Below are 26,502 nucleotides of genomic sequence, written 5' to 3' on the forward strand. Positions count from 1 at the left end.
CGCCTCACGCCTCACGCCTCACGCCTCACGCCTCACGCCTCACGCCTCACGCCTCACGCCTCACGCCTCACGCCTCACGCCTCACGCCTCACGCCGCACGCTTCACGCCTCACGCCTCACGCCTCACACCTCACACCTCAGCCGAAGCGGCACTCCGGCAGGCCGCGCACCCCGGCGCCGTCGATGCGGAACACTGCCCCGGCGTTGCGGTCCGCGGCCCGGGCCGCGTCGTCCATGCCGGCGCTGGCGCTGGTCACGTACAGCGTATCGAGCACCGGCCCGCCCAGCGCCAGGCAGGTGATCTGCCCGGTGGGTAGCGCGATCTCGCGCAGCGGCTGGCCGTGCGGGTTGTAGCGCACCACCCGCGAGCCGCCCCATTCGGCGCTCCACAGGCAGCCCTCGGCATCGACGATGGCGCCGTCCGGGTCGGCCTGGCCGCGGCTGAGGTCGGCGAACACGCGGATGTTGCCAGTGCGGCCGCTGGCTTCGTCGTAGTCGCAGGCCATGATGCGTTTGGCCGGTGAATCGCAGAAATACATCGTGCCGCCGTCCGGGCTGAAGCAGATGCTGTTGGAGATCGCCACGCCCGGCAGCGACAGCCGCTGCAAATCGCCGTCGCGGGTGTAGCGGTAGAAGCCGGCGGTCTTGTCGGTGCCGCCCTCGTTCAGCGTGCCGAATACGAAGTTGCCGGCCCGGTCGCAGCGGCCGTCATTGACGCGGTGATTGGGCTGGTTCGCCGCCACCGGCACCAGTTGCGTCAGTTGGCCGCTGGCGCTGTCGAAGCGCGCCAGCCCCTGTTCCAGGCCCAGCAGCAGCACGCCGGTCTGCGCGGTCAAGGCGAAGCAGCCCAGCCGCTCCGGCAGGTGCCAGCTGCGCTCGACGCCGCTGCCGGGATGGAACTGCCACAGCGTGGCGGCGTGGATGTCGGTCCACCACAGCGCTTCCAGGCGGTCATCCCAGAGAATGCCTTCCGACAGGCCGAAACGGGTGTTGCCGAGTGCTTGCACGTTCATGGGGTGGGAGTTTCCTTGGTCACGGGGTCGGTCGATACCTTAGCGTTCGCCGCGCCACCCGGCCAGCCCGAGCACCGCGTGTTGCGCGCTGAGGAAGGTGCGCTCCAGCAGCGGATCGAGCAGCCCGCTGCCGACCAGCGCCTGGCGCAGCGGTACTTTCAGCTCGGCCAGGTACAGCGTGACGCCGCGCTTGGCCAGACCGTGGTCGAGTTGCGCCAGCGCTTCGGCCGCGCTGAAGTCGATGCTGGCGACGCCGGAGAGGATCAGCACCGCGTCGCGGGTATCGGGGTGGCGGGCCAGCAGCTCGGCCACGCGCAGCTGCACCGCCTGCGCGTTGCCGAAGTAAAGGCTCTCGTCGACGCGCAACAGCAGCAATCCGGGCCAGGTCTGCACCGGGAAGCGCTCGATATTGCGGAAGTGCTCGGTGCCCGGCAGCCGTCCGACCACGACCACCTGCGGCTGGCTGACGCGGTGGATGAACAGCGCCAGAGACAACAGCACGCCGCTGCCGATGCCGGGCAGCGCGCCGAAGCACAACGTGACCAGCAGTGTCGCCAGCAGGGCGGCGGCGTCGCGCTTGTCGTAGCGCCAGGTGGCCAGCAGCAGGCGCAGATCGATCAGCTTGAGCGAGGCGAGGATGATGGTCGCGGCCAGCGCCGCACGCGGCAGCGCTTGCAGCAGCGGCGACAGCCATGCCGCCACCAGCAGCACCCAGCCGGCGGCCAACACCCCGGACAGAGGCGTGCGCGCACCGGCATTGGCGTTGACCGCGGTGCGGGCGAAACCGCCGCTGACCGGCAGGGCGCCGGCGACGCCGGCCGCGATGTTGGCCGCGCCCAAGGCGATCAGTTCCTGGTCCGGCGACACGGTTTCGCCGCGCGCCAGCGCCAGGCTCTGCGAGATGGTGATGCTCTGCAGGAAGCCGACCAGCCCCAGCAGCAGCGCCGGCAGCCACAGCGTGGCCACTTCGTCCGGGGTGAAGCTGGGCCATTCGAGCACCAGGGCCGCGGTGGGCAGCGGGCCGACCAGGGTTGGATTGCCCGGGGCGTAGGTCGCGTAGACCGCCAGGGCGGCCAGGATCGGCAACGGCGCCAGCCGGCCGGCCCAGCCGGCGTGTCGCGGCGGCACGCCCAGGCGGCGCAACAGGCCGGGCAGCAGCTCGCTGCCGAGCGCGAACGCGGCCAGCGCCAGCAGTCCGAACGACAGCGCGGCGGCCGAGACCTGCGGCAGCGCCCGCCACAGGCCCCCGAGCAGCGCGGGGACGAGGTTGCCGGAGAGCGGCAATTGCAACAGCGGGCCGAGCTGGCCCAGCGCGATCAGGATGGCGGTGCCGCTGGTGAAGCCGCTGACCACCGGGTGCGACAGCAACTGGGTGATCCTGCCCAGCCGCAGCAGGCCGCAGGCGATCAGCATCGCCCCGGACAGCAGCGCCAGCAGCAGCGCCGCGGCGATCGGGTCCTCGCCGCGCGCGGCGATGGGGGCGAGCGCGCTGGCGGTCATCATCGAGGTCAGCGCCGTGGGCCCCACCGACTGCGTCATCGCGCTGCCGAACAGCGCGTAGGCCAGCAGCGGCAGCGTGCTGGCGTACAGGCCGGTCTGCGGCGGCAGTCCGGCCAGCAGCGCGTAGGCGATGGCCTGCGGGATCAGCAGCGCCGCCACGATCAGGCTGGCGCCGAAGTCGGCGAGGAACAGGTGGCGATGGTAGCCGGGTAGCCAGTTCAGCAGCGGCAGCCAGTGGCGGCCGGGGCGAAGGTGATCGAGCAGGGGATGGAACAGCGCGCGACGGGGACTCGGCATGGCGGGGACGGGGGCGGCGATCCGGGCATCTTAGTCCGCTTCGTGCGACATGCCCACGCGGGACATGAGCGTAGCGGAGGATCTTTGGTGCGATCGAAGCCGATTCGCCCTAGCCCCGGCCGCCCCGCGCCAGCCGCCCGTACAGCCAGAAGCCGGCGAGCATCGCGGCCACGAACGGCCAGGCCTGGCCGGGGGCGAGCACCAGCGCCACCACCGCCGGCCCCGGGCAGATGCCGGCAAGGCCCCAGCCGACGCCGAAGGCGATGCTGCCCAGGATCAGGCGTCGGTCGATGCGGCGGTTGTCCGGCAACTGGAGCGGCGCGTGATCGAACAGCGTGGTGGTACGGCGGCGCGCCCAGCCGAAGCCGAGCAGGCCGACGGCGATGGCGCCACCCATCACCAGGGTCAGGCTCGGGTCCCACTGGCCGGCCAGGTCCAGGAAGCCCAGCACCTTGGCCGGATTGGCCATGCCGGACACGATCAGGCCGACGCCGAACAGCAGGCCGCTGGCGAAGGCCACCCAGGTGGATTTGGCGTTCATGACGAAACTCCTCAGGCGAGCGCGTGGCGCAGCAGGTAGACGGTGACGAAGCCGGCGCCCATGAACGCCAGCACGGCGCTCAACGAGCGCAGCGACAGGCGCGACAGCCCGCAGACCCCGTGGCCGCTGGTGCAACCGTTGGCGTAGCGTGTGCCGATGCCGACCAGCAGCCCGGCGATGATTTGCAGAACGGGCCCGGCATCGAGCCGGAACGATGGCGCATCCGCCAGCAGCAGCCAGGCGACGGGCGCGGCCAGCAATCCCGCCACGAAGGCCAGTTGCCAGCGTGCCGGCGTGCCGCCGACCAGGTTGCCGACGATGCCGCTGATGCCGGCGATGCGGCCGGCACCCAGCGCCAGCAGGCTGGCGGCAAGGCCGATCAGCGCGCCGCCGGCCAGCGCGCTCCAGGGGGTGAACGAGGCCCAATCGATGGTCATTTGGCGTTTTCCTGGTTGCAGTAGAGCTGATAGAGCAGGGCGAGCGTGGCCCGGACTTCCTCGCTGGCCAGCCGGTAGTAGATGCGCTTGCCTTCGCGCCGCGTATCGACCACCTGTTCCGCCCGCAGCACGCCCAGTTGTTGCGAGAGCGTGGGCTGACGGATACCGGTGAGCGTTTCCAGGTCGGAGACGCAGCGCTCCTGCTCGACCATCTGGCACAGCAGCAGCAGGCGATCCTCGTTGGCGAGCAGCTTCAGCAGCGTTGCGGCCTGTCCGGCGGCGTCGCGCAGCTTGGCGATGTCCACGTTCGTTCCTTCAATATATGTTTATTCATAATATAAAAATATATTATGTTTGAAAAGAAGATTTTCGCCGCAAGATGAGGTCGAAGCACTTGCGGCGACCGGGTGTAGCGGGTGCCACGGCCCGGGCGATGCGGCCCGCCGCGTTCCGGCCCGCGGCAAACCTGTTCATAATCGGACCCAAATCCATACCCGGCGGCGCCAGATGCCGCCCATAAACCCGGAGGAGCGCCATGATCGTCGAATGTCCCCACTGCCACACCGGCAACCGCCTGGAGCCGGCCCGGCTGAGCGAGAACCCCAACTGCGGCGCCTGTCACCAGCCGTTGCTGGCGGGTGTGCCGATCGCCGGCACGGCCGAGAACTTTGCCGATCTGGTGAAGTACAGCAAGGTGCCGGTGATCGTCGATTTCTGGGCGCCGTGGTGTGGCCCGTGCAAGGCGTTCGCGCCGGGCTTTGCTTCCGCCGCCGAGGCGTATGCCGGCCAGGCGCTGTTCGTGAAGATCGACACCGAGGCCCAGCCGGCGCTGGGGACGCAATACAAGGTGCGCAGCATTCCGACCATCGCCGTGTTCGAACACGGGCAGGAACTGGAACGGATGAGCGGGGCGCTGCCGGCGGGCCAGTTCAAGGCGTGGCTGACGCAGTTCTTCTGAACGACGCGACCCAATGCAAAACGGCGCCCAAGGGCGCCGTTTTTCGTTGTGCCAAGCTCAGAGCAGCCAACAAATTCCTTCTGGCTGCGTCGCGCGAAACTTGCCGTACGCCTTGTACTGTCTGCGTTTCGCGCTCCTTGCCAGAACCGCTCCGCTGGAATTTGTTGGCTGCTATCAGAAGGTGCCGGCGTGCAGTCGGGCGTAGGGGCTGGTCTCCAGCCATTTGCGCACGCGGGTGGCGTCGCCGATCCGGGTGTACTTGCCGGCGGAATCCAGCAATACCATCACCACCGGCGAGCCGCCGATGGTGGCCTGCATCACCAGACAGCGCCCGGCCTCGTTGGTGTAGCCGGTCTTGGACAGGCCGATGTTCCAGTCGCCTTCGCGCACCAGCGGGTTGGTGTTGCGGAACTGCAACTCGCGGCCGGTGATGTTCGAGACGAAGGAATACTCGCTCGACGTGGTGAAGTGGTGGATCTCGGGATACTGCCGCGCCGCGACCACCATGCGCGCCAGTTCGCGCGGAGTGGACACGTTGTTCGGGGTCAGGCCGGTGGCGTCGAAGAAGCGGGTATGCACCATGCCCAGCTCGCGCGCCTTGTCGTTCATCCGCTTGAGGAAAGCCGCGTGACCGCCGGGGTAGTAGCGCGACAGCGCCGAGGCGGCGCGGTTTTCCGACGACATCAACGCCAGCAGCAGCATTTCGGCGCGGGTGAGCGAGGTGCCGACGCCGAGTCGCGACGAGGTGTTCTTCAGCAGGTCGACGTCTTCCGGGCCGATGGTCAGCAGTTCGTTCATCGGCAGGGCGGCATCGAGCACCACCATGGCGGTCATCAGCTTGGTGATCGAGGCGATCGGCGCCACGTCGTCGGCACTCTTCTGGTACACGACTTCGCCGGTGTTTTCGTTCATCACCAGCACGCCGGCCGATTGCACGCCCGGATGCTCGACCGCGGTCATGGCACGCGACACATTGACGCTGTCGCGCGCCTTGGCAGTCGCTTCCTTACTGAGGTTGCTGTTGCGCTTGGCGCGCTTGGCCGAGGCGCTTTGCTTGCTGCTGGCTTGCTTCTCGGTGGTTTTCTGTGCCGCTTGGGCAGGCAACGTCAAGGCGGCGGCCAAAACGGCCAAGCCCAACATATTGATCCAATTACGCATTTCTTGCCTCCCCGCGCTTATCCCGGGCAATCTTGTCTATCAGTTGCTGCTGATTTTAAGCAACGATTCCAAAAATGTCATGTTTAATCAATGAGAACCATCTGAAATTGCATGCAATTTCGAGAGTGATTTCTCCTGGCTTGCGCCAAAACGGGGAGTTTTGTATGCTGCGTTGCACAAAATAAGTGCTATCCCCCATTGCTTATGACGATGGCCCGGAATCGATCCCGGATAGAAGCACGTCTATTACCGTCCACCATCCTGCGGAGTGAACCGTGTTGAATCCACCGAATTTCCAAACGCTATTGCAACAACTGAACGATGCCAACCGCCAATGGTGGCAGCATTGGGAACACACCTCCAATTCGCTCGGCGGCGCCCAGGCCCCGGCTGGCAGCACGGCGCAGGCTTCCTGGCTGGCGGCATTGAACAGCCGCCCTGAGTGGATCGAAAAGCAGACCGAATACTATCGCGCCCAGCTCGACCTCTGGCTGGGCCTGATCGGCGCCAAGCCGCCGCTGAAGCTGATCGAGCCCGAAAGGGGCGATCGCCGCTTCAATGCGCCGGAATGGGAAGACCCGCTGTTCTCCTTCATCAAGCAGAACTACCTGCTGACCTCCAAGTGGCTGATGGAGTCGGTTTCCGCCGCCGCCACCGACGACGGCATGCGCGAGAAGATCGAGTTCTTCACCCGCCAGTACGTCGATGCGATCAGCCCGGCCAACTTCGCGCTGACCAATCCCGAAGTGCTCAAGCTCGCCCAGGAGACCAAGGGCGAGAGCCTGGCCGCCGGCATGCAGAAAATGCTGACCGACGTGCAGAAGGGCCTGATCACCACCACCGACGAAAGCGTGTTCGAAGTGGGCCGCAACCTGGCGGTGACGCCGGGCGCCGTGGTCTACGAGAACGACCTGTTCCAGTTGCTGCAATACACGCCGAGCACCGCCAAGGTCTACGAAGTGCCGCTGCTGATCGTGCCGCCGTGCGTGAACAAGTACTACATCATGGATCTCCAGCCCGAGAATTCGATGGTGCGCTGGGTGGTCGAGCAGGGGTACACCACCTTCCTGGTGTCGTGGAAATCGGTGCAGCCGGAGCAAGGCAAGCTGGTCTGGGACGACTACATCGAGCAGGGCGTGATCCGCGCCGCCGAGGTGGTGCGCGAGATCACCCGTCGCGAAAAGATGAACGTGCTGTCGTTCTGCATCGGCGGCGAACTGGTGTCCACCGCCATCCCGGTCATGCAGTCGCGCGGGCTGGACTGGTTCGAATCGCTGACCCTGATGACGGTGATCCTCGATCACTCCGAGCCGGGCGACATCAAGCACTTCATCGACTGGAACCTGATCAATGCCCGCAAGCCGAAGCTGGCGCAGGGCGGCGTGGTGTCCGGCAAGGAACTGGCGCGCACCTTCGCATCGCTGCGCGCCAACGACCTGATCTGGAACTACGTGGTCAACAACTACCTCAAGGGCAAGACGCCGCCGCCGTTCGACCTGCTGTACTGGAACAACGATTCGGCCAACCTGGCGCTGCCGATGCACACGTTCTTCCTGGAAAACATGTACCTGAAGAACAACCTGACCAAGCCCAACTCGTTCAGCCTGTGCGGCGTGCCCATCGATCTGACCCGGATCACTCTGCCCACCTACGTGTTCGCCGCGCGCGAGGACCATATCGTGCTGTGGCGCTCCGCCTATGGCACCACCCGTCTGTTCAAGGGGCCGCTGCGTTTCGTGCTGGGCGCCTCCGGTCATATCGCCGGCACCATCAATCCGGTCACCGCCAACAAGCGCAATTACTGGGTGAACGAGGAATTGCCGGCCGATCCGGAGCAATGGTTCGAAAAAGCCGAATCCCGGCCAGGCAGCTGGTGGCAGGATTGGGCCGCCTGGCTGTCGCCTCGTGCGGGCAAGCAGGTTGCGGCGCCCAAGAAGTTGGGCAATACCAAATACAAAGAAATCGAGCCGGCACCTGGTCGATATGTGAAAGAGCGTGTCGACTGAAACGACCGCCAAATCAGGGAATCGGGACTAAATCCACCTCTTGGAGAATGAGCAATGACCAATGTAGTAATCGTGGCCGCACAGCGGACCGCCCTGGGCAATTTCGGCGGCAGCCTGGCCAAAGTCTCCGCACCCGAACTGGGCGCGATCATCATCAAGTCCCTCCTCGAAAAGACCGGCGTGGCCGCCGATCAAGTCAGTGAAGTCATCCTGGGCAACGTGCTGACCGCCGGGCTGGGCCAGAATCCCGCCCGCCAGGCACTGCGTCGCGCCGGTCTGCCCGACACCACGCCCGGCCTGACCGTCAACCAGGTCTGCGGCTCCGGCCTGAAGGCCGTGGCGCTGGGCGTGCAGGCCATCCTCACCGGCGACAGCGACATCGTCATCGCCGGTGGCCAGGAGAACATGAGCGCCACGCCGCACCTGTTGAACGGCAGCCGCGACGGCTTCCGCATGGGCAATGCGCAATTGATCGACAGCATGGTCTACGACGGCCTGACCGACGTGTACAACCAGTACCACATGGGCGTCACTGCCGAGAACATCGCCAAGAAGTACGGCATCAGCCGTACCGAGCAGGACGAACTGGCGCTGGCGTCGCAGCAGAAGGCCGCCGCCGCGCAGGCCGCCGGGCGCTTCAAGGACGAGATCGTTCCGGTGCTGATCCCGCAGCGCAAGGGCGATCCGGTGGTGTTCGACAACGACGAGTTCATCAAGACCAACGCGACCATGGAAGGCCTGTCCAAGCTGCGCGCGGCGTTCGACAAGGAAGGCACCGTCACCGCCGGCAACGCGTCGGGCATCAACGACGGCGCCGCCGCGGTGCTGCTGATGACCGAGGCCAAGGCGCGCGAGCTGGGCCTGACCCCGCTGGCCACCATTCGCGCCAGCGCGTCCGCCGGCGTCGACCCCACCATCATGGGCATGGGCCCGGTGCCGGCGACCCAGAAGGCGCTGAGCCGTGCCGGCTGGTCGCTGTCCGATCTCGACCTGATCGAGGCCAACGAAGCCTTCGCCGCGCAGGCGCTGGGCGTGGCCCGCGAACTGAAGTGGGATTGGAACCGCGTCAACGTCAACGGCGGCGCGATCGCACTGGGCCACCCGATCGGCGCTTCCGGCGCCCGCGTGCTGGTGACGCTGCTGCACGAAATGCAGCGCCGCGACGCCAAGCGCGGCCTGGCGACGCTGTGCATCGGCGGTGGCATGGGCGTGGCGCTGGCCGTCGAACGCTGATCCACCCGGTGCTGAGGTAACATGCGGAACGCCCTCTTCGGAGGGCGTTCCGGCGTCTGGACGCCGCTTTCCCCTTTTTGCCGCAGGCGAATCGCCGTGCGCTCCAGCGCCACGCCGCTTCGCCCGGGCCCCGTCAGGAGCATGCCGATGTCGCCATTGATCAGCGTCGATCGACTGAACACCTTGCTGAACAACGCCAACGTGGTGGTGGTCGATTGCCGCCACGACCTGGCGCAACCGCAGGCCGGCGCAGCGGCCTATGCCGCCGGGCATATCCCGGGGGCGCTGTTCGCCCATCTGGACAACGTGCTGTCGGGCACCAAGACCGGCGGCAACGGTCGTCATCCCCTGCCGGATCCGCTCGAACTGGCAGCGTGGCTGGGCGCGCATGGCATCGGCAACGACAGCCACGTGGTCGCCTACGATGCGTCGGGCGGCATGTTCGCCGCGCGCCTGTGGTGGCTGCTGCGCTGGCTCGGACACGACGCGGTCCAGGTGCTCGACGGCGGCCTGCCCGCCTGGCAGGCGGCGGGGTTGCCGCTGAGCGACGCGCCGGTCGCGTTGCCGCAGCAGCGCTTCGTGGCGGACGTGCGCTCGACCATGCGGGTGAACAGCGCCGACGTGCTGGCCAACCTGCAGGCGGCGCAATTCGTGGTGGTCGACGCGCGCAGCCCCGAGCGCTACGCCGGGCAGGGCGAAACGCTCGATCCCGTCGGCGGCCATATCCCCGGCGCGCTCAATCGGTTTTTCCAATCCAACCTGGGCGACGACGGGCGTTTCAAGTCGCCCGAAGCCTTGCGGGCCGAATGGCAGGCGCTGCTGGCCGGGCGCGACGTGAGCGAGACGGTCCACCAGTGCGGCTCCGGGGTGACGGCATGTCACAACCTGCTGGCGCTGGAAGCCGCCGGCCTGCCGGGGGCGCGGCTGTATCCCGGGTCCTGGAGCGAGTGGTGCGCCGATCCGGCGCGCCCGGTGGCTCGCTGAGCCGATCCGGCCCAAACAAAAACCCCGTTCCGAGGAACGGGGTTTTTGTTTGACGCGAAGGACCGAATTACTTGCCGGCCTTGCGACGGCGCGCGATCAGGGCCGCCAGACCCAGGCCCATCAGGGCGTAGGTCTCGGGCTCCGGAACCGGGCTGGTCAGGGTGTAGGAGAACGTGCCGCTGTAGTCGTTGCCGAGCGCGAGCACACCGAACAGATAGTTGTGGCCATTCACCAGCGACAGATCGTCGAACGAATAGTCGAAGCCGACCTTGCGCGGACCGTCGTGCAGGAAGCCCGTGCTGCTGAAGCTGTTGAAGGCCAGGAAGTTGCCCGCGGTGACGTCGAACAGACCGAGCAGCACGTTGGACAGCGAACCATTCACGGTCGGGCTGAAGTCGACATCCAGCACGGCGTCGTTGGTGGTGAAGCTGGAGGTGAAGGAATCGCCGAACAGCAGGAAGCTGTCGTGGCTGAAGGACTGGCTGCCGGAGGACACCACGGCGGCATTGGCCGACGCGGCGAACACGGCGCCCACAGCGAGGGCGATCAGGGTTTGGGGCAGACGCATGTGTACACTCCTATATCAGTAAATGCTGATTAATTGTGTTTTAAAGCGGACGAAAGTTTTCCGCTCGTGGATCGTATCCGGCCTGCTCAGTGCTAATCAATTTCAACTAAATGAAAACCGACGTTAGGCATTGATTTCCGGATACAAACCCGCATCTGACCGACGAAAGGACGAATGCTTACAGCATATTGAAGCCTGACAATGCTGCAATGCAGCGTTGTATGTATTTGGGCTAATCGAACGTCATGTTCAGCGTCGTGTCAGCTCTTCGAATTGCTTGTTCAAGCGCTTGAGCGACACCGGGTAGGGCGTGCGCAGTTCCTGGGCGAACAGGCTGACCCGCAATTCCTCCATCATCCAGCGGAACGGCAGCAGCGGCGCCAGGTCGCGGCCTTCGCGCTGCCATTTTTCCAGTTCGTCCTCCCAGCGCGCCCACAGCGCGGCGATCTCCGCGGCGCGCTGCCCGTCGCGGGAAGGGTTCTGCACCCGCTTCTCCATCCTGACCCGCATGGCTTTCAGATAGATGGGCAGGCGCGGCAACTGCTCCCACGGCGTGGCGCTGAGAAAACCGTCGTACACCAACTGTCCCAGCTGCTCCTTCAGCGGCTGGCTCAGCGGGCCGGGTTTGGCCAGCGCAGCGGACAGCGGCGCGTATTCGGCCACCACGTCGCCCAGCGCCCGGACCACCGCATCGCGCACGCTGGGCAGGCGCACCTTGGCGCGCGCCTTCTGCTCGTCGAAATCCTTCTTGCGGCGCGGCGCTTCGTCGTCGCCGAGGAAGGCGCGATTGCAGATGGCATCGACGATGTCGGCCAGCAGGCGGTCGGCGTTGCCCAGCGCCCGCAGCTGGATCGCCAGTTGCTGGAAGTTGGGCACCGACTTTTCCAGTTGCTTCACGTGCTGCGCCAGCTCCAGCCGCAGCAGCCGCACCACGCCCTGGCGATGCGCCGCGTCGGCCGCGTGCGCGGTGTCGAACAGGCGGATGGCGCAGGCGTCCTCGTCCGGCACCAAGGCCGGGTAGCCGGTGAGCTTGCGGCCCTGGCGCTTGATGGTGAGCTGCGCCGGCAGATCGCCGAAATCCCACTTGGTCAGGCCGTTCTGCTCGATGCCGGCATCGTCGGCTTCGTCGCGGAAGGTCAGTTGCGCCGCCTCGCCCAGCTGGGCCCGGATCGCCACCAGGTCGCGGCCGCTGGCCAGTTCCTGGCCGCCGTCATCGATCACCCGGAAGTTCATCCGCAGATGGGTGGGGATGGCGGTGTCGTCGAAATCGTCCGCGCTCACCGTGCTGCCGATGCCGCGCGTCGCCGCCTGCGCCAGTTGCGGCAGCAGCGGCGCCTCGCGGTCGGCGCGCTCCAGCTCGGTCAGCATGCGGGTGGCGAATTCCGGCACTGGCACGCACATGCGGCGCAGGTGCTTGGGCAGCGACTTGATCAGGAAGGTGATCTTCTCGCGCAGCATGCCCGGCACCAGCCAGTCGAACACCGCCTGGTTGACGCGATTGAGCTGGTGCAGCGGCAGGCTGAGCGTCACGCCGTCCAGCGGATGGCCGGGCTCGAAGCGGTACGACAACGGCAGCTTGGCCTCGGCCAGGCGGAAGTGCGTGGGGAACTGTTCTTCGGTGACGCCGCTGGCCGAATGGCTCATCACGAAGTCGCGGGTCAGCCACAGCAGCTTCGGCTGCTGCGCCTCGGCCTTCTTGCGCCATTGCTCGAAGCCGGCGCCGTTGTGCACCTCGGGCGGGATCAGCGCATCGAAGAAGCCGTACAGCGCATCCTCGTCCACCAGCACGTCCTGGCGACGCGCCTTGTGCTCCAGCTCCTCGATGTCGAGCAGCAGCCCCAGGTTGTGGTCGAAGAACGGCGCGTTGGTCTTGTAGTTGAAGCGCACCAGCGCCTCGCGGATGAAGATCTCGCGGGCCTCGGCCGGGTTGATGCGGCCGTAGTGCACCCGGCGGCGGTTGACGATGGGCAGGCCGTACAGCGTGACGCGCTCGCTGGCCACCACCTGCGCCGAATCCTTCTCCCAGTGCGGATCGAAGTACTGCTTCTTCACCAGGTGCTGCGCCAGCCGCTCCACCCATTCCGGCTCCACCGCGGCCACCACGCGGCCGTACAGCCTGGTGGTCTCCACCAGCTCGCCGGCGACCACCCACTTGGGGCGGCTCTTCTTCAGGCAGGAGCCGGGGAAGATATTGAACTTGATCGCGCGCGCGCCGAGGTATTCGTCGTTCTCCGGCTGCTTCATCCCCAGGTTGCCCAGCAGGCCGGTCATCAGCGCCTTGTGCACCTGTTCGTAGGTGCCGGGCGCGTCGTTCAGCCGCCAGCCCAGGTCCTCGACGATCTCGCCCAGCTGGCGGTGCAGGTCGCGCCATTCGCGCAGCCGCAGGTACGACAGGAAATGGGTGTGGCACTGCCCGACCAGCTGCTTGTTGGAGGTCTTCTCCGCCAGCGCCTTCTCGAAGAACGCCCACAGGTGCAGGTAGGACAGAAAGTCCGATTTGTCGTCGGTGAAGCGGGCGTGGGCGCGGTCGGCGGCGTCGCGCGCCTCGAACGGCCGCTCGCGCGGATCCTGCACCGACAGGCCCGAGGCGATGACCAGGATGTCGCGCAGGCAGGCGTTCTCATGGCCGGCCAGTAGCATGCGCGCCAGCCGCGGATCCACCGGCAGTCGCGCCAGTTGCTGGCCCACCGGCGTGAGCTGGTCGTCGTCGTCCACCGCGCCCAGTTCGCGCAGTTGCTGGTAGCCGTCGGCGATCAGCTTGCCGGACGGCGCTTCCAGGAACGGGAACGCATCCACCCGGCCGAGCTTGAGCGCGGCCATGCGCAGGATCACCGCCGCCAGACTGGAGCGGATGATTTCCGGGTCGGTGAATTCCGGGCGGCCGAGGAAATCCTGCTCCGAATACAGGCGTACGCAGACCCCGGCGGCCACCCGGCCGCAGCGGCCCGCGCGCTGGCGGGCGCTGGCCTGGCTGATCTTCTCCACCAGCAGTTGTTCCACCTTGGCGCGCGGACTGTAGCGGTTGATGCGCGCCTGGCCCGAGTCGACCACGTAGCGGATGCCCGGCACGGTGAGCGAGGTCTCGGCCACGTTGGTCGCCAGCACCACGCGGCGGCCATTGGACGCCCGGAAGATGCGCTGCTGGTCTTCGTTGGACAGGCGTGCGAACAGCGGGATGACCTCGGCGTCGCGCAACCTGGCGCGGCGGAATTCCTCGGCGGTCTCGCGGATTTCGCGCTCGCCGGGCAGGAACACCAGCACGTCGCCCGGCCCGTCGTGCCGCCACAGGTGCTCGACCTCGCGCACGATGGCTTCTTCCATCTCGATCTCGGCGTCGTCGTCGTCGAGCGCCGAGCCGCCCTGCGCCGTGGCGCCACGGCGACGGTCGGCCTCCAGCGCCGCGTAGCGTACTTCCACCGGGAAGGTGCGGCCCGAGACTTCCAGCACCGGCGCGCCGTCGAAATGCTGGCTGAAGCGCTCGGCGTCGATGGTGGCGGAGGTGACGATCACCTTCAGGTCCGGCCGGCGCGGCAGCAACTGCTTCAGGTAGCCCAGCAGGAAATCGATGTTCAGGCTGCGTTCGTGCGCCTCGTCGACGATCAGGGTGTCGTAGTTGGCGAGATAGCGATCCGACAGCGTTTCGGCAAGCAGGATGCCGTCGGTCATCAGCTTGATGTAACTATCGCCGGACGATTTGTCGGTGAAGCGCACTTTGTAGCCGACCACGCTGCCCAGCTCGCTGTCCAGCTCCTGCGCGATGCGCGACGCCACCGAGCGCGCGGCCAGACGGCGCGGCTGGGTGTGGCCGATCAGCCCGGTCACGCCGCGGCCCAGCTCCAGGCAGATCTTCGGCAACTGGGTGGTCTTGCCCGAGCCGGTCTCGCCGCAGACGATCACCACCTGATGGTCGCGGATGGCGGCGGCGATCTCGTCGCGTCGCTGGTTGACCGGCAGGTGGTCGTCGAATTTCGGTCGCGGCAGGCGTTCGCGGCGGCGCGCGGTCTGCGCGGCGGCGGTTTCCAGCTCGCGCGTCAGTTCGGCCAGCCCGCGATCCGCCGGCTTGCCGGCCGCCAGCCGTTGTTCCAGCGTGCGCAGCTTCTTTTCCAATGGCCAGCGCAGGCGCGCGGGCACGTGATCGAGTTGAGCGAGGAGGGGGGCAAGGGAGGAAGAAGCGGACATGCGGCGGGCAGTATAAAGATCGAGGTCGGAAGACCGCGGATTCTAGCACGCGTCCATGTCCGCGCCGGGCGGCGCGGGATGCTCGGGATGGTCGCGCTAGGGTGAATCGACATTCAAACGTGGGATGCGTTGATCCGTGGGCCGGATGGCTGCGCGAAGCGCGGCGCAGCAGATAGCCTTCCTATCTGCAAGCCGTGCGACAAAGCAGACGCCGGCCCACGGACCAACCCGCAGGGAAGGGCGAAGGCCGGGCGCATGGCCGCGTTGCGCCTCGTTCGTGGGGATTACCCCACTTCGCTCGGCACGCCTTGCCCTGCATCCCGGCCTTCGCCCTTCGCACCCGCGTTTGAATGTCGATTCACCCTAGGATTTTGAACCGGTGCTCAGGCGGCCTGGGCTTCGCGCACCGTATCGAACACGATCAGGTGCGCGTCGCCGGCGTTCTGCCGGATGCGGCGGGCCCAGCAGGGGAAGCCGTCGCCATGCGGCACTTCGAAACGGCTGGGCTGGAAGTCGGGGGCGGCGAGCAGGCTGTCCGCGTTGCCGGCGAACGCCGACAACGGGCGGCCGAGCACGGCGGACGGCGGCGCGTTCAGCAGCAGGCAGGTTGCCAGGTTGGCGAATTCGATATTGCCGTCGCGCACCAGCATGAACGGTTGCGGCAGCGCGTCGGCCACGTCGCCCGACAATGGTTCGCTGTTGGCGAGCGCCGCCTCGGCAGCCTTCACGTGCGAGATATCCATGGCGATCGACAGGATGTAGACCTCGCCGTCGCGGATCAGCGGCTGCTTGATGATGTCGAACCAGTGCGTGCGGCCGTTGGCCAGCGTGTAGTGGTCGACGATGCGCACGGTCTCGCCTTTCTCCAGCACGTCGTGGTCGCCGTTGGTGAACGGCATCTGTTGCTCGGACAGGCCCATGTGCGATTGCACCAGCAGATCGTGGCCCAAGGCACTTTGCGTCGCGCGGTTCACCAGCAGGAAGCGGCCGTGCTTGTCACGCACGAAGATCAGGCTGGGGCTGGAATCGATGATCTGGTGGACGAACAACTGCTGGTTGAACAGCGCCTCCTCGGTGGCCTTCATCTCGGTGATGTCGCGGATCACCGCCAGGCATTCCTTGCCCGACAGCGGCAGCAACCGGGCCTCGAACACGTGCTGTTCCTTGCCGTCGGCCGGCGCGAGCCGGTATTCGAACTGCTGCGGCGTCTGCGTGCTCTGCACGTTGATCAGCGCTTCCAGGTATTGCCGCGACACCCGGGCCGGAAACAGCATCGACAGTCGGGCGCTTTCCTCGTCGGCGCGCGGGTGCTCGGCGGCACCGGCGGCGTTCAGCGGCATCACCGCGCGGGTGGCGTAGTCGATGCGCCAGACGATGTCGGGCAGGCAATGGGCGATGGGTTGCGATTCGGCGGCCACCGCCAGGACGGTGGATTCCTGCGGCGCGCCGGCCGGAGCGGGGCGGCGCAACACCAGGTAGATCAGCCCGATCACCGCCAGCACCAGCAGGCCATGGATCAACCAGATGCGCTCGCCGAGGCGGTCGGCGGCCCACCATTGCAAGGTGCCCGCCGCCACGAGGCAGGCGGCCAGGGCAAGGCCGAGAAAGGCGGTTTCGAGGTGATTGTGTACGGAGCGAGCGGTCATGCCGAAGAAACGTTGCGCCACGGGTAACGCATGACAGTGTAGTCGGTGCTTGTCCGCTTGGCGACGCGCGCGGCGGAAATGATCCGTATCCGATCCCCGGCCCAGGCCGCCGACGCCAGCGGGAAGCGGTGCGTGCGAGGTGTCGGAGCGGGCAGCCGCGCCCTGCGGACAACGCCCCGGCATCGCGGGACAGGCGGAAGCGGAAGCCGGCTTGCGCCGGCTTCCAGGGCACGCCCGCGCCGCTCAGCGTCGCGCATGCGCCAGCCGGCTCACCACGCCGATCAGCGTGTCGATCTCGGCGCAGGTGTTGTAGAACGCCAGCGAGGGGCGCACCGTGGCCTCCAGCCCGAAGCGACGCAGGATGGGCTGTGCGCAATGGTGGCCGGAACGCACGGCGATGCCTTCCTCGTTCAGCGCGTGGCCGACCTCCTCGGTGCGATAGCCCGGCAACACGAACGACAGCACGCTGGTCTTCTCGCGCGCCGTGCCGATCAGCCGCAGGCCGGGAACGGTCTTGAGGCCGGCGGTGGCGTATTCGAGCAGGCCGTGTTCGTAGGCGGCGATGTGGTCGAGCCCCAGCCGCTCCACGTACTTGAGCGCGGCGCCCAGCCCCACGGCGTCGGCGATGTTGCCGGTGCCGGCCTCGAAGCGCATCGGCGCGGGCTGGAACACCGTCTTCTCGAAGGTCACGTCGGCGATCATGTTGCCGCCGCCTTGCCAGGGTGGCAGCGTCTCCAGCAGCTCGGCCTTGCCGTAGACCACGCCAATACCCGTGGGGGCGAACACCTTATGCCCGGAGAACACGAAGAAATCGGCATCGAGCGCGGCCACGTTCACCCGCAGGTGCGATACCGACTGCGCGCCGTCGATCAATACCCTGGCGCCCGCCGCGTGGCCCAGGCGGATGATCTCCGCGATCGGCGTCACCGTGCCCAGCGCGTTCGACACGTGCGTCACCGCGACGAGCCTGGTGCGGCTGTTCAGCAGCTTCTGGTATTCGTCCAACCGCAACTGGCCGTCGTCGTCCACCGGGATCACCCGCAGCGTCGCGCCCTTCTCGGCTGCCAGTTGTTGCCATGGCACGATGTTGGCGTGGTGCTCCAGGTGGCTGACGATGATTTCGTCGCCCGCGCCGATCTGTTGCTTGCCGAAGGTCTGCGCCACCAGGTTGATCGCCTCGGTGGCGCCGCGCACGAACACGATCTCCTCGGGCGAGCGGGCGCCGATGAAGCGGGTGACCGTCTGTCGCGCATCCTCGTAGGCGTCGGTGGCGCGGGCGGCCAGCTCGTGCGCCGCCCGGTGGATGTTGGAGTTCTCGTGCTCGTAGAACGCCGCCAGGCGCTCGATCACCGCGCGCGGCTTATGCGTGGTCGCGGCATTGTCCAGCCAGATCAAGGGCTTGCCGTTGACCCGCTCGGCCAGGATCGGAAAATCGCGCCGCACCGCGTTCACGTCGAACGGCGGCCGCGTCGCCTGCGGGTGGGCGGTGGCGTCGCCGCCGCGTTGCAGGCCGTCCGGCGTCAGGAAGTAATAGCTGCCCGCCGGCGCGAACTGCGCATGCGTGGTGCTGGGCCGGCCGAAGTCGATGTCCAGCACCAACGCAGCCAGCGCGTCGTTGCCGGGCAGACCGGCCGGGCCACCGCGCAAGGCATCGCCGCCCAGCGCCTGGGCCGCCAGGCCATCGAGCGGATCGCTGCCGGTTTCGCCGAGGAAGTAATACGGCGTGCTCGGCGCGCCGGGCAGGGCGCCGCCACCAACGGCGGGCTGGTGCGCGGCGGGCGCCTGCGGCACGGCCAGCGTCTGCTGCCCGGCGCGGCCGGCCTGGGCGGGGATGCCGGCGCTGGCGGGTTCCAGCGTCGGCGCGACGCGTTGTGGCGCTGGCGCGGACTGCCCGGGCAGCAGCGCGAACAGCTCGCTCGCCAGCCGCGACAACTCTCCTTCACCCGGCAAGCCGGCCGCCGCCCCTGCGGGAAGCGGGTTACTTGTAGGTGTCTGGATAGTCATGGTACTTGCCAATCTCCACGTCATCGAGCACGGCCAGGGCATCGTCGGTGAGCACTGCCAGCGAGCAATACAGCGAAATCAGGTAGGACGCGATGGCATTGCGGTTGATGCCCATGAAGCGCACCGACAGCCCGGGGCTCTGTTCGCCCGCCAGGCCCGGCTGGAACAGCCCGACCACGCCCTGGCGCTTCTCGCCGGTGCGCAACAGCAGGATCTTGGTCTTGCCGTCGATGATGGGCAGCTTGTCCGAAGGCACCAGCGGAATGCCGCGCCAGGTGAGGAATTGCGAGCCGAACAGGCTGACGGTGGGCGGCGGCACGCCACGGCGGGTGCATTCGCGGCCGAAGGCGGCGATGGCCAGCGGGTGGGCGAGGAAGAAGCCCGGCTCCTTCCACACCCGGGTCAGCAGGTCGTCCATGTCGTCCGGCGTCGGCGCGCCGGTCAGCGTGGCAATGCGTTGCGAATCGGCCACGTTGGCCAGAAGGCCGTATTCCGGGTTGTTGATCAGCTCGGATTCCTGGCGCTCCTTGATCGTCTCGATGGTCAGGCGCAGCTGTTCCTTGATCTGGTCGTGCGGGCTGGAATACAGGTCCGACACGCGGGTGTGCACGTCGAGCACGGTGGTGACGGCGTTGAGGAACAGCTCGCGCGGCGCTTCGTCGTAATCGACGAAGGTGCGCGGCAGCTCGGCCTCGTCGCGCTGCGAGCAGCCGACGCGCACGTCGAGCGGGTTCTTCACCCGGTTCAGCCGGTAGATGCCGGCCTCGACCGGCAGCCATTGCAGCAGGTGGACCAGCCAGCGCGGCGAGATGGTGGAAAGTTGGGGGGTGGTCTTGGTGGCGTTGGCAAGCTGGCGGGCGGCGTTGTCGCCCAGGGCCAGTTGCACGTCTTGGTCGGCCATGGTGTGTTCCTGCGGGGGTTGGTGTGTGGTGAAAAGTTATAAGTAAATATCCAAAAAGCAGGATGACGACTCAACATGCTATAGCCATCAAATTCGCGAAATCGTGTCGGCGACGCGCAAGCCGGGGCTGGCGCGGGCGAAAGCGCGCCGATGGATCGGTGCCAGGGCGGATTGACGTACAAACGCGAAGATGAAAGCGGGGATGCGGGGCAGGGCGGCGTGGCGCCGCACCGGCGATTGGGGCCGGCGAAAACGCGCCGCCGACCGCGTCTATTCGCAGAAGGTGATCAGTTCCGACAGCTTGACGCCCAACGCGCGGGCCAGCTTGGCGGCGGTATCCAGCGAGGGCATGGCATCGCCGCGCTCGATCTCGCCCAGGTAGGAACGGTTGAGGTCGGCGCGCTCGGCCAGCGCTTCCTGCGACCAGCGGTGCTGGCGCCGCCAATGGCGGACCACCTTGCCGAACTGGCGGCCCAGGAGCGGCGGCGCGGCATTCATGCGGGCACACCGCTGCGGGTGTCGGCGTTGGCCTGGGTGATCTGGCTGCCGGGTGGCACGCTGCGAGTCAGCCAGACATTGCCGCCGATGACCGATCCCTGGCCGATGGTGATGCGGCCGAGGATGGTGGCGCCGGCATAGATCACCACGTCGTCCTCGACGATGGGATGGCGGGCATTGCCCTTGAGCAGCACCCCGTCGTCGTCGTGGTCGAAGCGCTTGGCGCCCAGCGTCACCGCCTGGTAGAGCCGTACCCGCTGGCCGATGACGGCCGTTTCGCCGATCACCACGCCAGTGCCGTGGTCGATGAAGAAATCGCTGCCGATCCGCGCGCCGGGATGGATGTCCACGCCGGTCTCGGTATGGGCGATCTCGGCGACGATGCGGGCGAGCAGCGGCGCGTCCAGCCGATAGAGCTGGTGCGCCAGCCGGTGCAGGATGATGGCGTGGATGCCCGGATAGCACAGCAGCACCTCGTCGACGCTGCGCGCCGCCGGGTCGCCCCGGTAGGCGGCCTCGATGTCTGTGTCGATCAGCGCGCGCAGGCCGGGCAACGCGGCGGCGAAGCGCCCGGCGATCTCCCGCGCCTGGGCGGCGATGCCGGCCGCGTCGTTGCGCGGACGCACCAGGCCCAGCTCCAGCTGCAACTGCCGCAGCAGCGCGTTCAGCGCCTGGTTCAACGTGTAGCCGACGTAGTAGTCCTCGTCCTGCTGGCGCAATTCCACCGGCCCCAGGCGCATCGGGAACAGCACGCCGCACAGATCGCGCACGATGGCGCGCAGGGCATCGCGCGAGGGGAACTCGCGCTCGCCGGAGGCGGCGCTGCGCTGGTGCTTGGCGCGCCAGCGGCGGCGGGCCTGGTGCAGCTCGGTCACCACCTGGTCCAGATCCCAGGACCAATCCTGTTCGTTGCGCTCGGGCGGGGAAAAGGTCATGTGCGTTCCGTGCGGATCAATCCTGCACCCAGGGCAGGCCGGCATGACGCCAGCCGTTGGAGGCGCCGCGCTGCTGGTCGGCATCGAGATCGCCTTCGAAGCCTTCCAGCACGTTGAACACGTTGGTGTAGCCGGCGCGGCCGGCCGCCTCGGCCGCGGTCGCCGAGCGCTTGCCGCTGCGGCACAGCAGCAGGATGGTGTCGTGCTTGCCAGCGAGCTTGCCCAGCTCCAGCGTGAAGCGCGGGTTGGGCAGCAGGGCGGCGCCGATCTGCCAGGCGACGTGGCCGCTGCCCGGCACGTGGCCGACGAACTTGCGTTCCTCGCCGGTGCGCACGTCGATCAGCTTGGCGGCGTGGTTGGAGAACAGCGCCCAGGCTTCGTCCGGCCGGACGCCGCCGGCATAGCCGAGGTTGCTGGCGCGGGCGGCGGCCCGTGCCGCTTCGAGGATGGCGAGCAGCTCGGGCGCGATGGCGCCGTGGTCCTGGAGCGTGGATGGGGTGGGGGGCATGGCGGCACTTCCTTTCGTCTTGGGGGCGACGTGGTGCAGCCACTATATGGGGCGGTTTTATATTTCAAAAAATAATTTGATTTTATGTCTTAATAATTTTTTATGGATGTCCGCGCCCGGCAGCGACGCGCTCAGCGCAGGGCGTCGATCTCGCCGTTCTTGATCAGGCGCGCGCGCAGGATGTTGCGGCTGATGCCCAGCAGCTTGGCCGCCTGCACCTGGTTGCGGTGGCAATGGTGGTAGGCGGTGCGCATCACCATTTCCTCGATCTGCTCGAACAGTGCCTCGCGGTCTTCCTCGAACAGTGCGAGCAGCGCTTGTTCCAGCTGGGTGGCGGCGTCGGGCGGCGCGCTCGGCGCGGTGGCGCGCCGCAATTGCAGCGACGACAGGTGCAGATCGTCGCCGCGCAGCACCTGGTTGCGGCAGACCAGCAGCGCGTGGTGCACGGCGTTTTCCAGCTCGCGGATATTGCCGGGCCACGCGTGTTGCAGCAGCTTGTGCTCGGCGTCGGCGGCGATCCCCACCTTGCCGTAGCCCAGCCGCCGCCGGTATTCGTCGACGAAGTAGCGCGCCAGCGGCAGGATGTCGCCGGGGCGGTCGCGCAGCGCCACCAGTTCCAGATTCACCACCCGCAGCCGGTAGAACAGGTCCTCGCGGAAATGCCCGGCGGCCACGGCTTCCTCCAGCCGCACATTGGTGGCCGCGATCACCCGCACGTCGATCGGCACCGCCTTGCGCGAGCCCAGCCGCACCACTTCGCGTTCCTGGAGCACCCGCAACAGTTTTACCTGGATGCTCATCGGCAGATCGCCGATCTCGTCCAGGAACAGCGTGCCGCCGCTGGCCGCCTCGAACCACCCGGCCTTGGCCGAGAAGGCGCCGGTGAACGCGCCTTTCTCGTGGCCGAACAGTTCGCTCTCCACCAGCGATTCGGAGAACGCGCCGCAGTTCACCGCCACGAAGGGCCCGTGCGCCCGGTGGCTGAGCGCGTGCACGTGGCGGGCGATCAGCTCCTTGCCGGTGCCGGTCTCGCCGATGATCAGCACATTGGCTTCGCTGGGCGCTACCTGGCGGATCCGCCCCAGCAGCGCCACCGATCTGGGGTCTTCGAACACCTGGGCGGTGGCGCGGATCGACGTGGCCAGCGCCTGCGAGTTCGGCAGGGTGATCAGCGGCGCGTCGTCGCCGTCTTCGCGGTAGCGTGCATTCATGAGTAGAAGCTCGGGGTTGGATAGTGTTGCAGCAGCGCCCACTCGCCCAGCTCGCGCAGCTTGTAGTCGACCGGGTCGTGCAGGGTGTGGGTGCGCAGGTTGCGCCAGTGGCGGTCCAGCCGCAGCCCGGCATGGGTGGAGCGGGCGCCGGTCACGTCGAACATGCGGCTGGTCACGTCGAGGCCGACGCGGGTGGCTGCGACCTTGGCCGCCGCGATGGCCAGTGCCACCTCGCCGCGCCCGGCTTCGTCCAGCGCCTCGCCTTGCCGCCACGCGGCCTCGAAGTGCGCCGCCGCGCGCTCGATCAGGCTGCGCACGCCTTCCAGCCCGGCCCAGAATTCGCCGTAGTGGTTGAGCACGTAAGGGTCCTGCCACGACTGCTCGACCTGGGCGCGATGCCAGGGCCGCGCCTCGTTCAGCGTGTAGTGGCGCGCGTCCTGGTAGGCGCCTTCGGCGATGCCGAGGTAGATGTTGGCCAGGATCAGCTGCGCCAGCAGCGGGCGCAGGCAGGAAAACGGCGTGGAGAGCGGGCCGGGGTCGGCCAGGATCTCGTGTTCCTCCACCCGCACCCGCTCGAAGTCGACGCTGCCGCTGTCGGTCTGGCGCTGGCCGATGTTGTCCCAGTCGGCGTGCACCGAGATGCCGCTGCGCAGCGTGGGCACGGCGGCGACCAGCAATTGGCGCGTGTCCTGGTCGAGCGCGGAGGCGATCAGCATCTCGGAATCGGTCGCGCCCGAGCAGAAGCTCTTGCGGCCGGAGAATTCGCGCCAGCCGTCGAAGCGGCGGGCGACGGTGCGCTCGTCCAGCGGGTTGAGCGCGTTGCCCCAGAACCAGTCGTGCGCGGCGGTATGCTCGAACCACGGCTGCCATTGTTCGGGGCGCGAGAACAGCCGCACTGTCGCCAGCATCAGGTGGTGGAAGGCATAGACGTGCGCCACCGAGCTGTCGCTGGTGGCGAGCAGTCGCACCGTGCGCATCACGGTCGGCCAGTCGCCGCCGCCGCCGCCGAACCGGGCGGGGATGGCCAGGCGCAGCAGGCCGCTGGCGCGCAGCGCGTCGCGCTCGGCCTTGGGCGTGCCGCCGCGGTGGTCGCGCTCGGCGGCGGTCGCGGCGAAGGCCAGCGCCAGGTGGCGGGCGATGTCCTCGGCGGATCGGGCGCGCTCGGGGTCGAGCAGGTAGGACGGTGGCAGGTGCGGGCTGTTCAAAAGGGTTCCTCGACGATTGCTGCCCAGGCAGCACCCGTGTCCTTGAGCACGCTTCGTGCCAGCGCCCATCTGCGGCGCAGCCCAGCAAAATCGCGCCCGCCGCCGGCCCGCTGCTGCTGAAAAACCAGCAAATGCCGGCCGGATCTGCTGATTTTCGAGCAATCGCCAGGGCGACGCGGGAACCGGGGCGGACATCGCCGCGCCGCGACGGCGCAGCCTGGGTCAAATCTGCTGCTGGGGCAGCAGCCGCGGCCGGCGATTGCTGGTGCATCAGCAAGCCCGGCGGGCGGCGCGGCCCCGGCGCGGGCAAATGCCGGGCCCGCGGCGCTTGGCACGCTCCCTGCTCTGGAGAGCCGCCTGAATCCCGCTCAGGAGCGTTTCATGCAGTTGTTCTGGTTTCTTCCCACGCACGGCGACAGCCGTTATCTCGGCACCAGCCACGGTGCGCGCGCGGTCAATCACGCCTATCTGCGGCAGGTGGCGCAGGCGGCGGACGAACTCGGCTTCGAGGGCGTGCTGATCCCCACCGGCCGCTCGTGCGAGGACGCCTGGGTGGTCGCCTCGTCGCTGGCGCCGCTCACCGAGCGCCTGAAGTTCCTGGTCGCCATCCGCCCCGGCATCGTCTCGCCCACGGTATCGGCGCGCATGGCGGCCACGCTCGATCGTCTGTCCGGCGGCCGGCTGCTGCTCAACGTGGTCACCGGGGGCGACCCCGACGAGCAGCACGGCGACGGCAGCTTTCTCAGCCACGCCGAGCGCTACGAGGTGACCGACGAGTTCCTGCGCATCTGGCGCGGCGTGGCGGCCGGCGAGACGGTGAACTTCAGCGGCAGGCATCTGCGCGTCGAGAACGCCAAGGCGCTGTATCCGCCGGTGCAGCGACCGTACCCGCCGCTGTGGTTCGGCGGCTCGTCCGATGCCGCGGTCGAGCTGGCCGCCGAGCAGGTGGACGTCTACCTCACCTGGGGCGAGCCGCCGGCCGCCGTGGCGCAGAAGATCGCGGCGGTGCGCGAGCGGGCGGCCGCGCTGGGCCGCACGGTGAAATTCGGCATCCGGCTGCACGTGATCGTGCGCGAGACCAGCGCCCAGGCGTGGCAGGCCGCCGAGGAACTGATCCGCTACGTGACCGACGACACCGTCGCCGCCGCGCAGCAGGCGTTCGCCCGCTTCGACTCGGTGGGGCAGCAGCGCATGGCCGCCCTGCACGGCGGGCGGCGCGACCGGCTGGAGATCTCGCCCAACCTGTGGGCGGGGGTCGGCCTGGTGCGCGGCGGCGCCGGCACCGCCCTCGTCGGCAGCCCAGAGGAAGTGGCGGCGCGGATGCGCGAGTACGCCGACCTCGGCATCGAGACCTTCATCTTCTCCGGCTACCCGCACCTGGAAGAAGCGTACCGCGTGGCCGAACTGCTGTTCCCGCTGCTGCCCATCGCGCAACGCGAGCGGGCGGGGCAGACCAACCTCACCGGGCCGTTCGGCGAAATGATCGCCAACGACATCCTGCCCGCCAGCGCCAAGGAGCCCGCCTGATGCCCGATTCCCTCATCGCCGCGCCCGACGCGGCGCAACGCCGCGCGCTGACCGTGCGCGAGCTGTGCGACACCTTTGCCCGCACGGCGGCCCAGCGCGACCGCGACGGCGGCAGCCCCAAGGCCGAGCGCGATCTGCTGCGCGCCAGCGGCCTGCTGGCGATGTCGGTGCCGCGGGCACAGGGGGGCGACGGCGCCAGTTGGCAGCAGACGCTGGCCGTGGCGCGCGAGATCGCGCGGGTGGATAGCTCGGTCGCCCACCTGTTCGCTTTTCACCACCTGCTGCTGGCCACCACCCGGCTGTTCGGCCAGCCCGCGCAGTGGCAACCGTGGTTCGAGGCCACCGTGCGCCAGCGCTGGTTCTGGGGCAACGCGCTCAACCCGCTGGACGAGCGCACCGTCAGCACGCCGCACGCCGGCTGGCGCGAATTCAACGGTCGCAAGAGCTTCTGCTCCGGCGCCACCGACTCCGACATGCTGATCGCCTCGGCGATCCAGCCCGGCGCCGACAAGCTGGTGATCGCCGCCGTGCCCACCGGCCGCGCCGGCATCACCGTGTTTGAGGATTGGGACAACATGGGCCAGCGCCAGACCGACAGCGGCAGCGTGGCCTTCGACGCGGTACGCGTCGACGAGGCCGAAATCCTGTCCGACCCCGGCCCGCTCTCCACGCCGTTCGCCAGCCTGCGCCCGCTGCTGGCGCAACTGGTGCTGGCCAATCTCTACCTGGGGCTGGCCGAGGGCGCCATCGCCGAGGCCGCGCACTACACCCGCACCCAGACCCGGCGCTGGTATACCTCGCCGGCCGAATCGGCGAGCGAGGATCTCTACATCCTGGCGCACTACGGCGAATTCCACGTCGGCCTGGAGGGCGCGCGCCTGCTGACCGACCGCGCCGCCGCGCTGTTCGACGCCGCCTGGGCGCGCGACGTGGCGCTGGGCGAGGCCGAGCGCGGCGAGGTGGCGGTGGCGGTGGCCACGGCCAAGGTGGCCGCCGGCCGCGTCGGGCTCGATCTCACCAGCCGCATGTTCGAAGTGTGCGGCGCCCGCGCCACCACCGCCGCGCTGCGCTTCGATCGCTACTGGCGCAACTTACGCGTGCACACGCTGCACGACCCGTTCGACTACAAGCTGCGCGAGCTGGGCGACTGGCGGCTCAATGCCCGCCATCCCAAGCCGTCGTTCTACTCATGA

23 protein-coding genes are annotated in these 26,502 nt (G+C 68.0%); 7 read left to right on the top strand and 16 right to left on the bottom strand.

The window, feature by feature from the left end; all coding sequences use genetic code 11:
* Positions 1-137: 137 nt before the first annotated feature.
* The 5 genes from C556_RS0107140 to C556_RS0107160 form a co-directional block, all read right to left on the bottom strand.
* Positions 138-1,013: an SMP-30/gluconolactonase/LRE family protein gene (locus C556_RS0107140; RefSeq protein WP_018747554.1), complete on the bottom strand. Its 876-nt coding sequence runs from the start codon at positions 1,011-1,013 to the stop codon at positions 138-140.
* A gap of 39 nt (positions 1,014-1,052) precedes the next feature.
* Entirely contained in the window at positions 1,053-2,810 is a 1,758-nt protein-coding gene (locus C556_RS0107145; RefSeq protein WP_018747555.1) for a SulP family inorganic anion transporter, read from the bottom strand.
* A gap of 109 nt (positions 2,811-2,919) precedes the next feature.
* Positions 2,920-3,351: a YeeE/YedE family protein gene (locus C556_RS0107150; protein WP_018747556.1), complete on the bottom strand. Its 432-nt coding sequence runs from the start codon at positions 3,349-3,351 to the stop codon at positions 2,920-2,922.
* 11 nt (positions 3,352-3,362) lie between these two features.
* Positions 3,363-3,788 (bottom strand): YeeE/YedE family protein, encoded by a 426-nt coding sequence (locus C556_RS0107155; protein ID WP_018747557.1) that lies wholly within the window; start codon positions 3,786-3,788, stop codon positions 3,363-3,365.
* Positions 3,785-4,093 (bottom strand): ArsR/SmtB family transcription factor, encoded by a 309-nt coding sequence (locus C556_RS0107160; RefSeq protein ID WP_018747558.1) that lies wholly within the window; start codon positions 4,091-4,093, stop codon positions 3,785-3,787. Before C556_RS0107160 ends, C556_RS0107155 begins: the two co-directional genes overlap by 4 nt.
* Before the next feature lie 230 nt (positions 4,094-4,323).
* Here C556_RS0107160 and trxC point away from each other — a divergent pair, with 230 nt between their 5' ends.
* On the top strand, positions 4,324-4,746 hold the full coding sequence (gene trxC / locus C556_RS0107165) for a thioredoxin TrxC (RefSeq protein WP_018747559.1): 423 nt from the start codon (positions 4,324-4,326) through the stop codon (positions 4,744-4,746).
* Between the two features lie 174 nt (positions 4,747-4,920).
* Here trxC and pbpG read toward each other — a convergent pair whose 3' ends face one another.
* Positions 4,921-5,706 carry a D-alanyl-D-alanine endopeptidase gene (gene pbpG / locus C556_RS0107170; protein WP_211214692.1) on the bottom strand — a complete coding sequence of 262 codons (786 nt, stop codon included), beginning with the start codon at positions 5,704-5,706 and terminating at the stop codon, positions 4,921-4,923.
* Here pbpG and C556_RS23610 point away from each other — a divergent pair.
* From C556_RS23610 to C556_RS0107185, 4 genes are all read left to right on the top strand, one after another.
* On the top strand, positions 5,705-5,998 hold the full coding sequence (locus tag C556_RS23610; RefSeq protein WP_211214693.1) for a hypothetical protein: 294 nt from the start codon (positions 5,705-5,707) through the stop codon (positions 5,996-5,998). The genes pbpG and C556_RS23610 overlap by 2 nt on opposite strands.
* A gap of 181 nt (positions 5,999-6,179) precedes the next feature.
* Positions 6,180-7,910 (top strand): PHA/PHB synthase family protein, encoded by a 1,731-nt coding sequence (locus C556_RS0107175; protein WP_051083217.1) that lies wholly within the window; start codon positions 6,180-6,182, stop codon positions 7,908-7,910.
* A gap of 54 nt (positions 7,911-7,964) precedes the next feature.
* Positions 7,965-9,143, top strand: a complete 1,179-nt coding sequence (locus C556_RS0107180) for an acetyl-CoA C-acetyltransferase (protein WP_018747562.1) — start codon at positions 7,965-7,967, stop codon at positions 9,141-9,143.
* Between the two features lie 147 nt (positions 9,144-9,290).
* A complete protein-coding gene (locus C556_RS0107185) occupies positions 9,291-10,127 on the top strand; it encodes a sulfurtransferase (RefSeq protein ID WP_018747563.1) in 837 nt (278 codons plus the stop codon).
* 67 nt (positions 10,128-10,194) lie between these two features.
* Here the strand turns inward: C556_RS0107185 and C556_RS21575 are convergent, their stop codons facing one another.
* The 10 genes from C556_RS21575 to C556_RS0107235 all read right to left on the bottom strand — a co-directional run bounded on the left by C556_RS21575 (position 10,195) and on the right by C556_RS0107235 (position 23,782).
* Positions 10,195-10,695: a PEP-CTERM sorting domain-containing protein gene (locus C556_RS21575; RefSeq protein ID WP_018747564.1), complete on the bottom strand. Its 501-nt coding sequence runs from the start codon at positions 10,693-10,695 to the stop codon at positions 10,195-10,197.
* Positions 10,696-10,944: 249 nt separating this feature from the next.
* A complete protein-coding gene (hrpA, locus tag C556_RS0107195; protein WP_026262881.1) occupies positions 10,945-14,874 on the bottom strand; it encodes an ATP-dependent RNA helicase HrpA in 3,930 nt (1,309 codons plus the stop codon).
* Positions 14,875-15,257: 383 nt separating this feature from the next.
* The gene (locus tag C556_RS0107200; protein WP_169338602.1) at positions 15,258-16,520 is read right to left on the bottom strand and encodes a PAS domain-containing protein; all 1,263 of its coding nucleotides are present in this window, start codon (positions 16,518-16,520) and stop codon (positions 15,258-15,260) included.
* Between the two features lie 243 nt (positions 16,521-16,763).
* Positions 16,764-18,524 (bottom strand): family 2A encapsulin nanocompartment cargo protein cysteine desulfurase, encoded by a 1,761-nt coding sequence (locus C556_RS0107205; protein ID WP_026262882.1) that lies wholly within the window; start codon positions 18,522-18,524, stop codon positions 16,764-16,766.
* A complete protein-coding gene (locus C556_RS0107210; RefSeq protein WP_018747568.1) occupies positions 18,499-19,425 on the bottom strand; it encodes a family 2A encapsulin nanocompartment shell protein in 927 nt (308 codons plus the stop codon). The genes C556_RS0107205 and C556_RS0107210 overlap by 26 nt, the downstream gene beginning before the upstream one ends.
* A gap of 270 nt (positions 19,426-19,695) precedes the next feature.
* Positions 19,696-19,923 carry a helix-turn-helix domain-containing protein gene (locus C556_RS0107215; RefSeq protein ID WP_018747569.1) on the bottom strand — a complete coding sequence of 76 codons (228 nt, stop codon included), beginning with the start codon at positions 19,921-19,923 and terminating at the stop codon, positions 19,696-19,698.
* Positions 19,920-20,858, bottom strand: coding sequence for a serine O-acetyltransferase EpsC (epsC, locus tag C556_RS0107220; RefSeq protein WP_018747570.1), 939 nt, complete (start codon positions 20,856-20,858; stop codon positions 19,920-19,922). Before epsC ends, C556_RS0107215 begins: the two co-directional genes overlap by 4 nt.
* Before the next feature lie 16 nt (positions 20,859-20,874).
* Positions 20,875-21,366 (bottom strand): rhodanese-like domain-containing protein, encoded by a 492-nt coding sequence (locus C556_RS0107225; protein ID WP_018747571.1) that lies wholly within the window; start codon positions 21,364-21,366, stop codon positions 20,875-20,877.
* A 131-nt stretch (positions 21,367-21,497) separates the two neighbouring features.
* Positions 21,498-22,577, bottom strand: coding sequence for a sigma-54 interaction domain-containing protein (locus C556_RS0107230; protein WP_018747572.1), 1,080 nt, complete (start codon positions 22,575-22,577; stop codon positions 21,498-21,500).
* Positions 22,574-23,782: an acyl-CoA dehydrogenase family protein gene (locus tag C556_RS0107235; protein WP_018747573.1), complete on the bottom strand. Its 1,209-nt coding sequence runs from the start codon at positions 23,780-23,782 to the stop codon at positions 22,574-22,576. Before C556_RS0107235 ends, C556_RS0107230 begins: the two co-directional genes overlap by 4 nt.
* A gap of 381 nt (positions 23,783-24,163) precedes the next feature.
* On the opposite strand from C556_RS0107235, the gene ssuD reads away from it, so the two are divergent.
* A complete protein-coding gene (gene ssuD, locus C556_RS0107240; protein ID WP_018747574.1) occupies positions 24,164-25,309 on the top strand; it encodes an FMNH2-dependent alkanesulfonate monooxygenase in 1,146 nt (381 codons plus the stop codon).
* On the top strand, positions 25,309-26,502 hold the full coding sequence (locus C556_RS0107245; protein ID WP_018747575.1) for an acyl-CoA dehydrogenase family protein: 1,194 nt from the start codon (positions 25,309-25,311) through the stop codon (positions 26,500-26,502). Before ssuD ends, C556_RS0107245 begins: the two co-directional genes overlap by 1 nt.

Source organism: Chitiniphilus shinanonensis DSM 23277 (genome assembly GCF_000374805.1).
In the GTDB taxonomy this organism is placed as follows: Bacteria; Pseudomonadota; Gammaproteobacteria; order Burkholderiales; family Chitinibacteraceae; genus Chitiniphilus; species Chitiniphilus shinanonensis.

What these genes read in the sequence shown, in the direction of transcription:
- C556_RS0107140 (WP_018747554.1), bottom strand. Translation starts at nt 1,013, where the DNA reads ATGAACGTGCAAGCACTCGGCAACACCCGTTTCGGCCTGTCGGAAGGC.
- C556_RS0107145 (WP_018747555.1), bottom strand. Translation starts at nt 2,810, where the DNA reads ATGCCGAGTCCCCGTCGCGCGCTGTTCCATCCCCTGCTCGATCACCTT.
- C556_RS0107150 (WP_018747556.1), bottom strand. Translation starts at nt 3,351, where the DNA reads ATGAACGCCAAATCCACCTGGGTGGCCTTCGCCAGCGGCCTGCTGTTC.
- C556_RS0107155 (WP_018747557.1), bottom strand. Translation starts at nt 3,788, where the DNA reads ATGACCATCGATTGGGCCTCGTTCACCCCCTGGAGCGCGCTGGCCGGC.
- trxC (WP_018747559.1), top strand. Translation starts at nt 4,324, where the DNA reads ATGATCGTCGAATGTCCCCACTGCCACACCGGCAACCGCCTGGAGCCG.
- C556_RS23610 (WP_211214693.1), top strand. Translation starts at nt 5,705, where the DNA reads ATGGCACGCGACACATTGACGCTGTCGCGCGCCTTGGCAGTCGCTTCC.
- pbpG (WP_211214692.1), bottom strand. Translation starts at nt 5,706, where the DNA reads ATGACCGCGGTCGAGCATCCGGGCGTGCAATCGGCCGGCGTGCTGGTG.
- C556_RS0107180 (WP_018747562.1), top strand. Translation starts at nt 7,965, where the DNA reads ATGACCAATGTAGTAATCGTGGCCGCACAGCGGACCGCCCTGGGCAAT.
- C556_RS0107185 (WP_018747563.1), top strand. Translation starts at nt 9,291, where the DNA reads ATGTCGCCATTGATCAGCGTCGATCGACTGAACACCTTGCTGAACAAC.
- C556_RS21575 (WP_018747564.1), bottom strand. Translation starts at nt 10,695, where the DNA reads ATGCGTCTGCCCCAAACCCTGATCGCCCTCGCTGTGGGCGCCGTGTTC.
- hrpA (WP_026262881.1), bottom strand. Translation starts at nt 14,874, where the DNA reads ATGTCCGCTTCTTCCTCCCTTGCCCCCCTCCTCGCTCAACTCGATCAC.
- C556_RS0107200 (WP_169338602.1), bottom strand. Translation starts at nt 16,520, where the DNA reads ATGACCGCTCGCTCCGTACACAATCACCTCGAAACCGCCTTTCTCGGC.
- C556_RS0107205 (WP_026262882.1), bottom strand. Translation starts at nt 18,524, where the DNA reads ATGACTATCCAGACACCTACAAGTAACCCGCTTCCCGCAGGGGCGGCG.
- C556_RS0107210 (WP_018747568.1), bottom strand. Translation starts at nt 19,425, where the DNA reads ATGGCCGACCAAGACGTGCAACTGGCCCTGGGCGACAACGCCGCCCGC.
- C556_RS0107215 (WP_018747569.1), bottom strand. Translation starts at nt 19,923, where the DNA reads ATGAATGCCGCGCCGCCGCTCCTGGGCCGCCAGTTCGGCAAGGTGGTC.
- epsC (WP_018747570.1), bottom strand. Translation starts at nt 20,858, where the DNA reads ATGACCTTTTCCCCGCCCGAGCGCAACGAACAGGATTGGTCCTGGGAT.
- C556_RS0107225 (WP_018747571.1), bottom strand. Translation starts at nt 21,366, where the DNA reads ATGCCCCCCACCCCATCCACGCTCCAGGACCACGGCGCCATCGCGCCC.
- C556_RS0107230 (WP_018747572.1), bottom strand. Translation starts at nt 22,577, where the DNA reads ATGAATGCACGCTACCGCGAAGACGGCGACGACGCGCCGCTGATCACC.
- ssuD (WP_018747574.1), top strand. Translation starts at nt 24,164, where the DNA reads ATGCAGTTGTTCTGGTTTCTTCCCACGCACGGCGACAGCCGTTATCTC.
- C556_RS0107245 (WP_018747575.1), top strand. Translation starts at nt 25,309, where the DNA reads ATGCCCGATTCCCTCATCGCCGCGCCCGACGCGGCGCAACGCCGCGCG.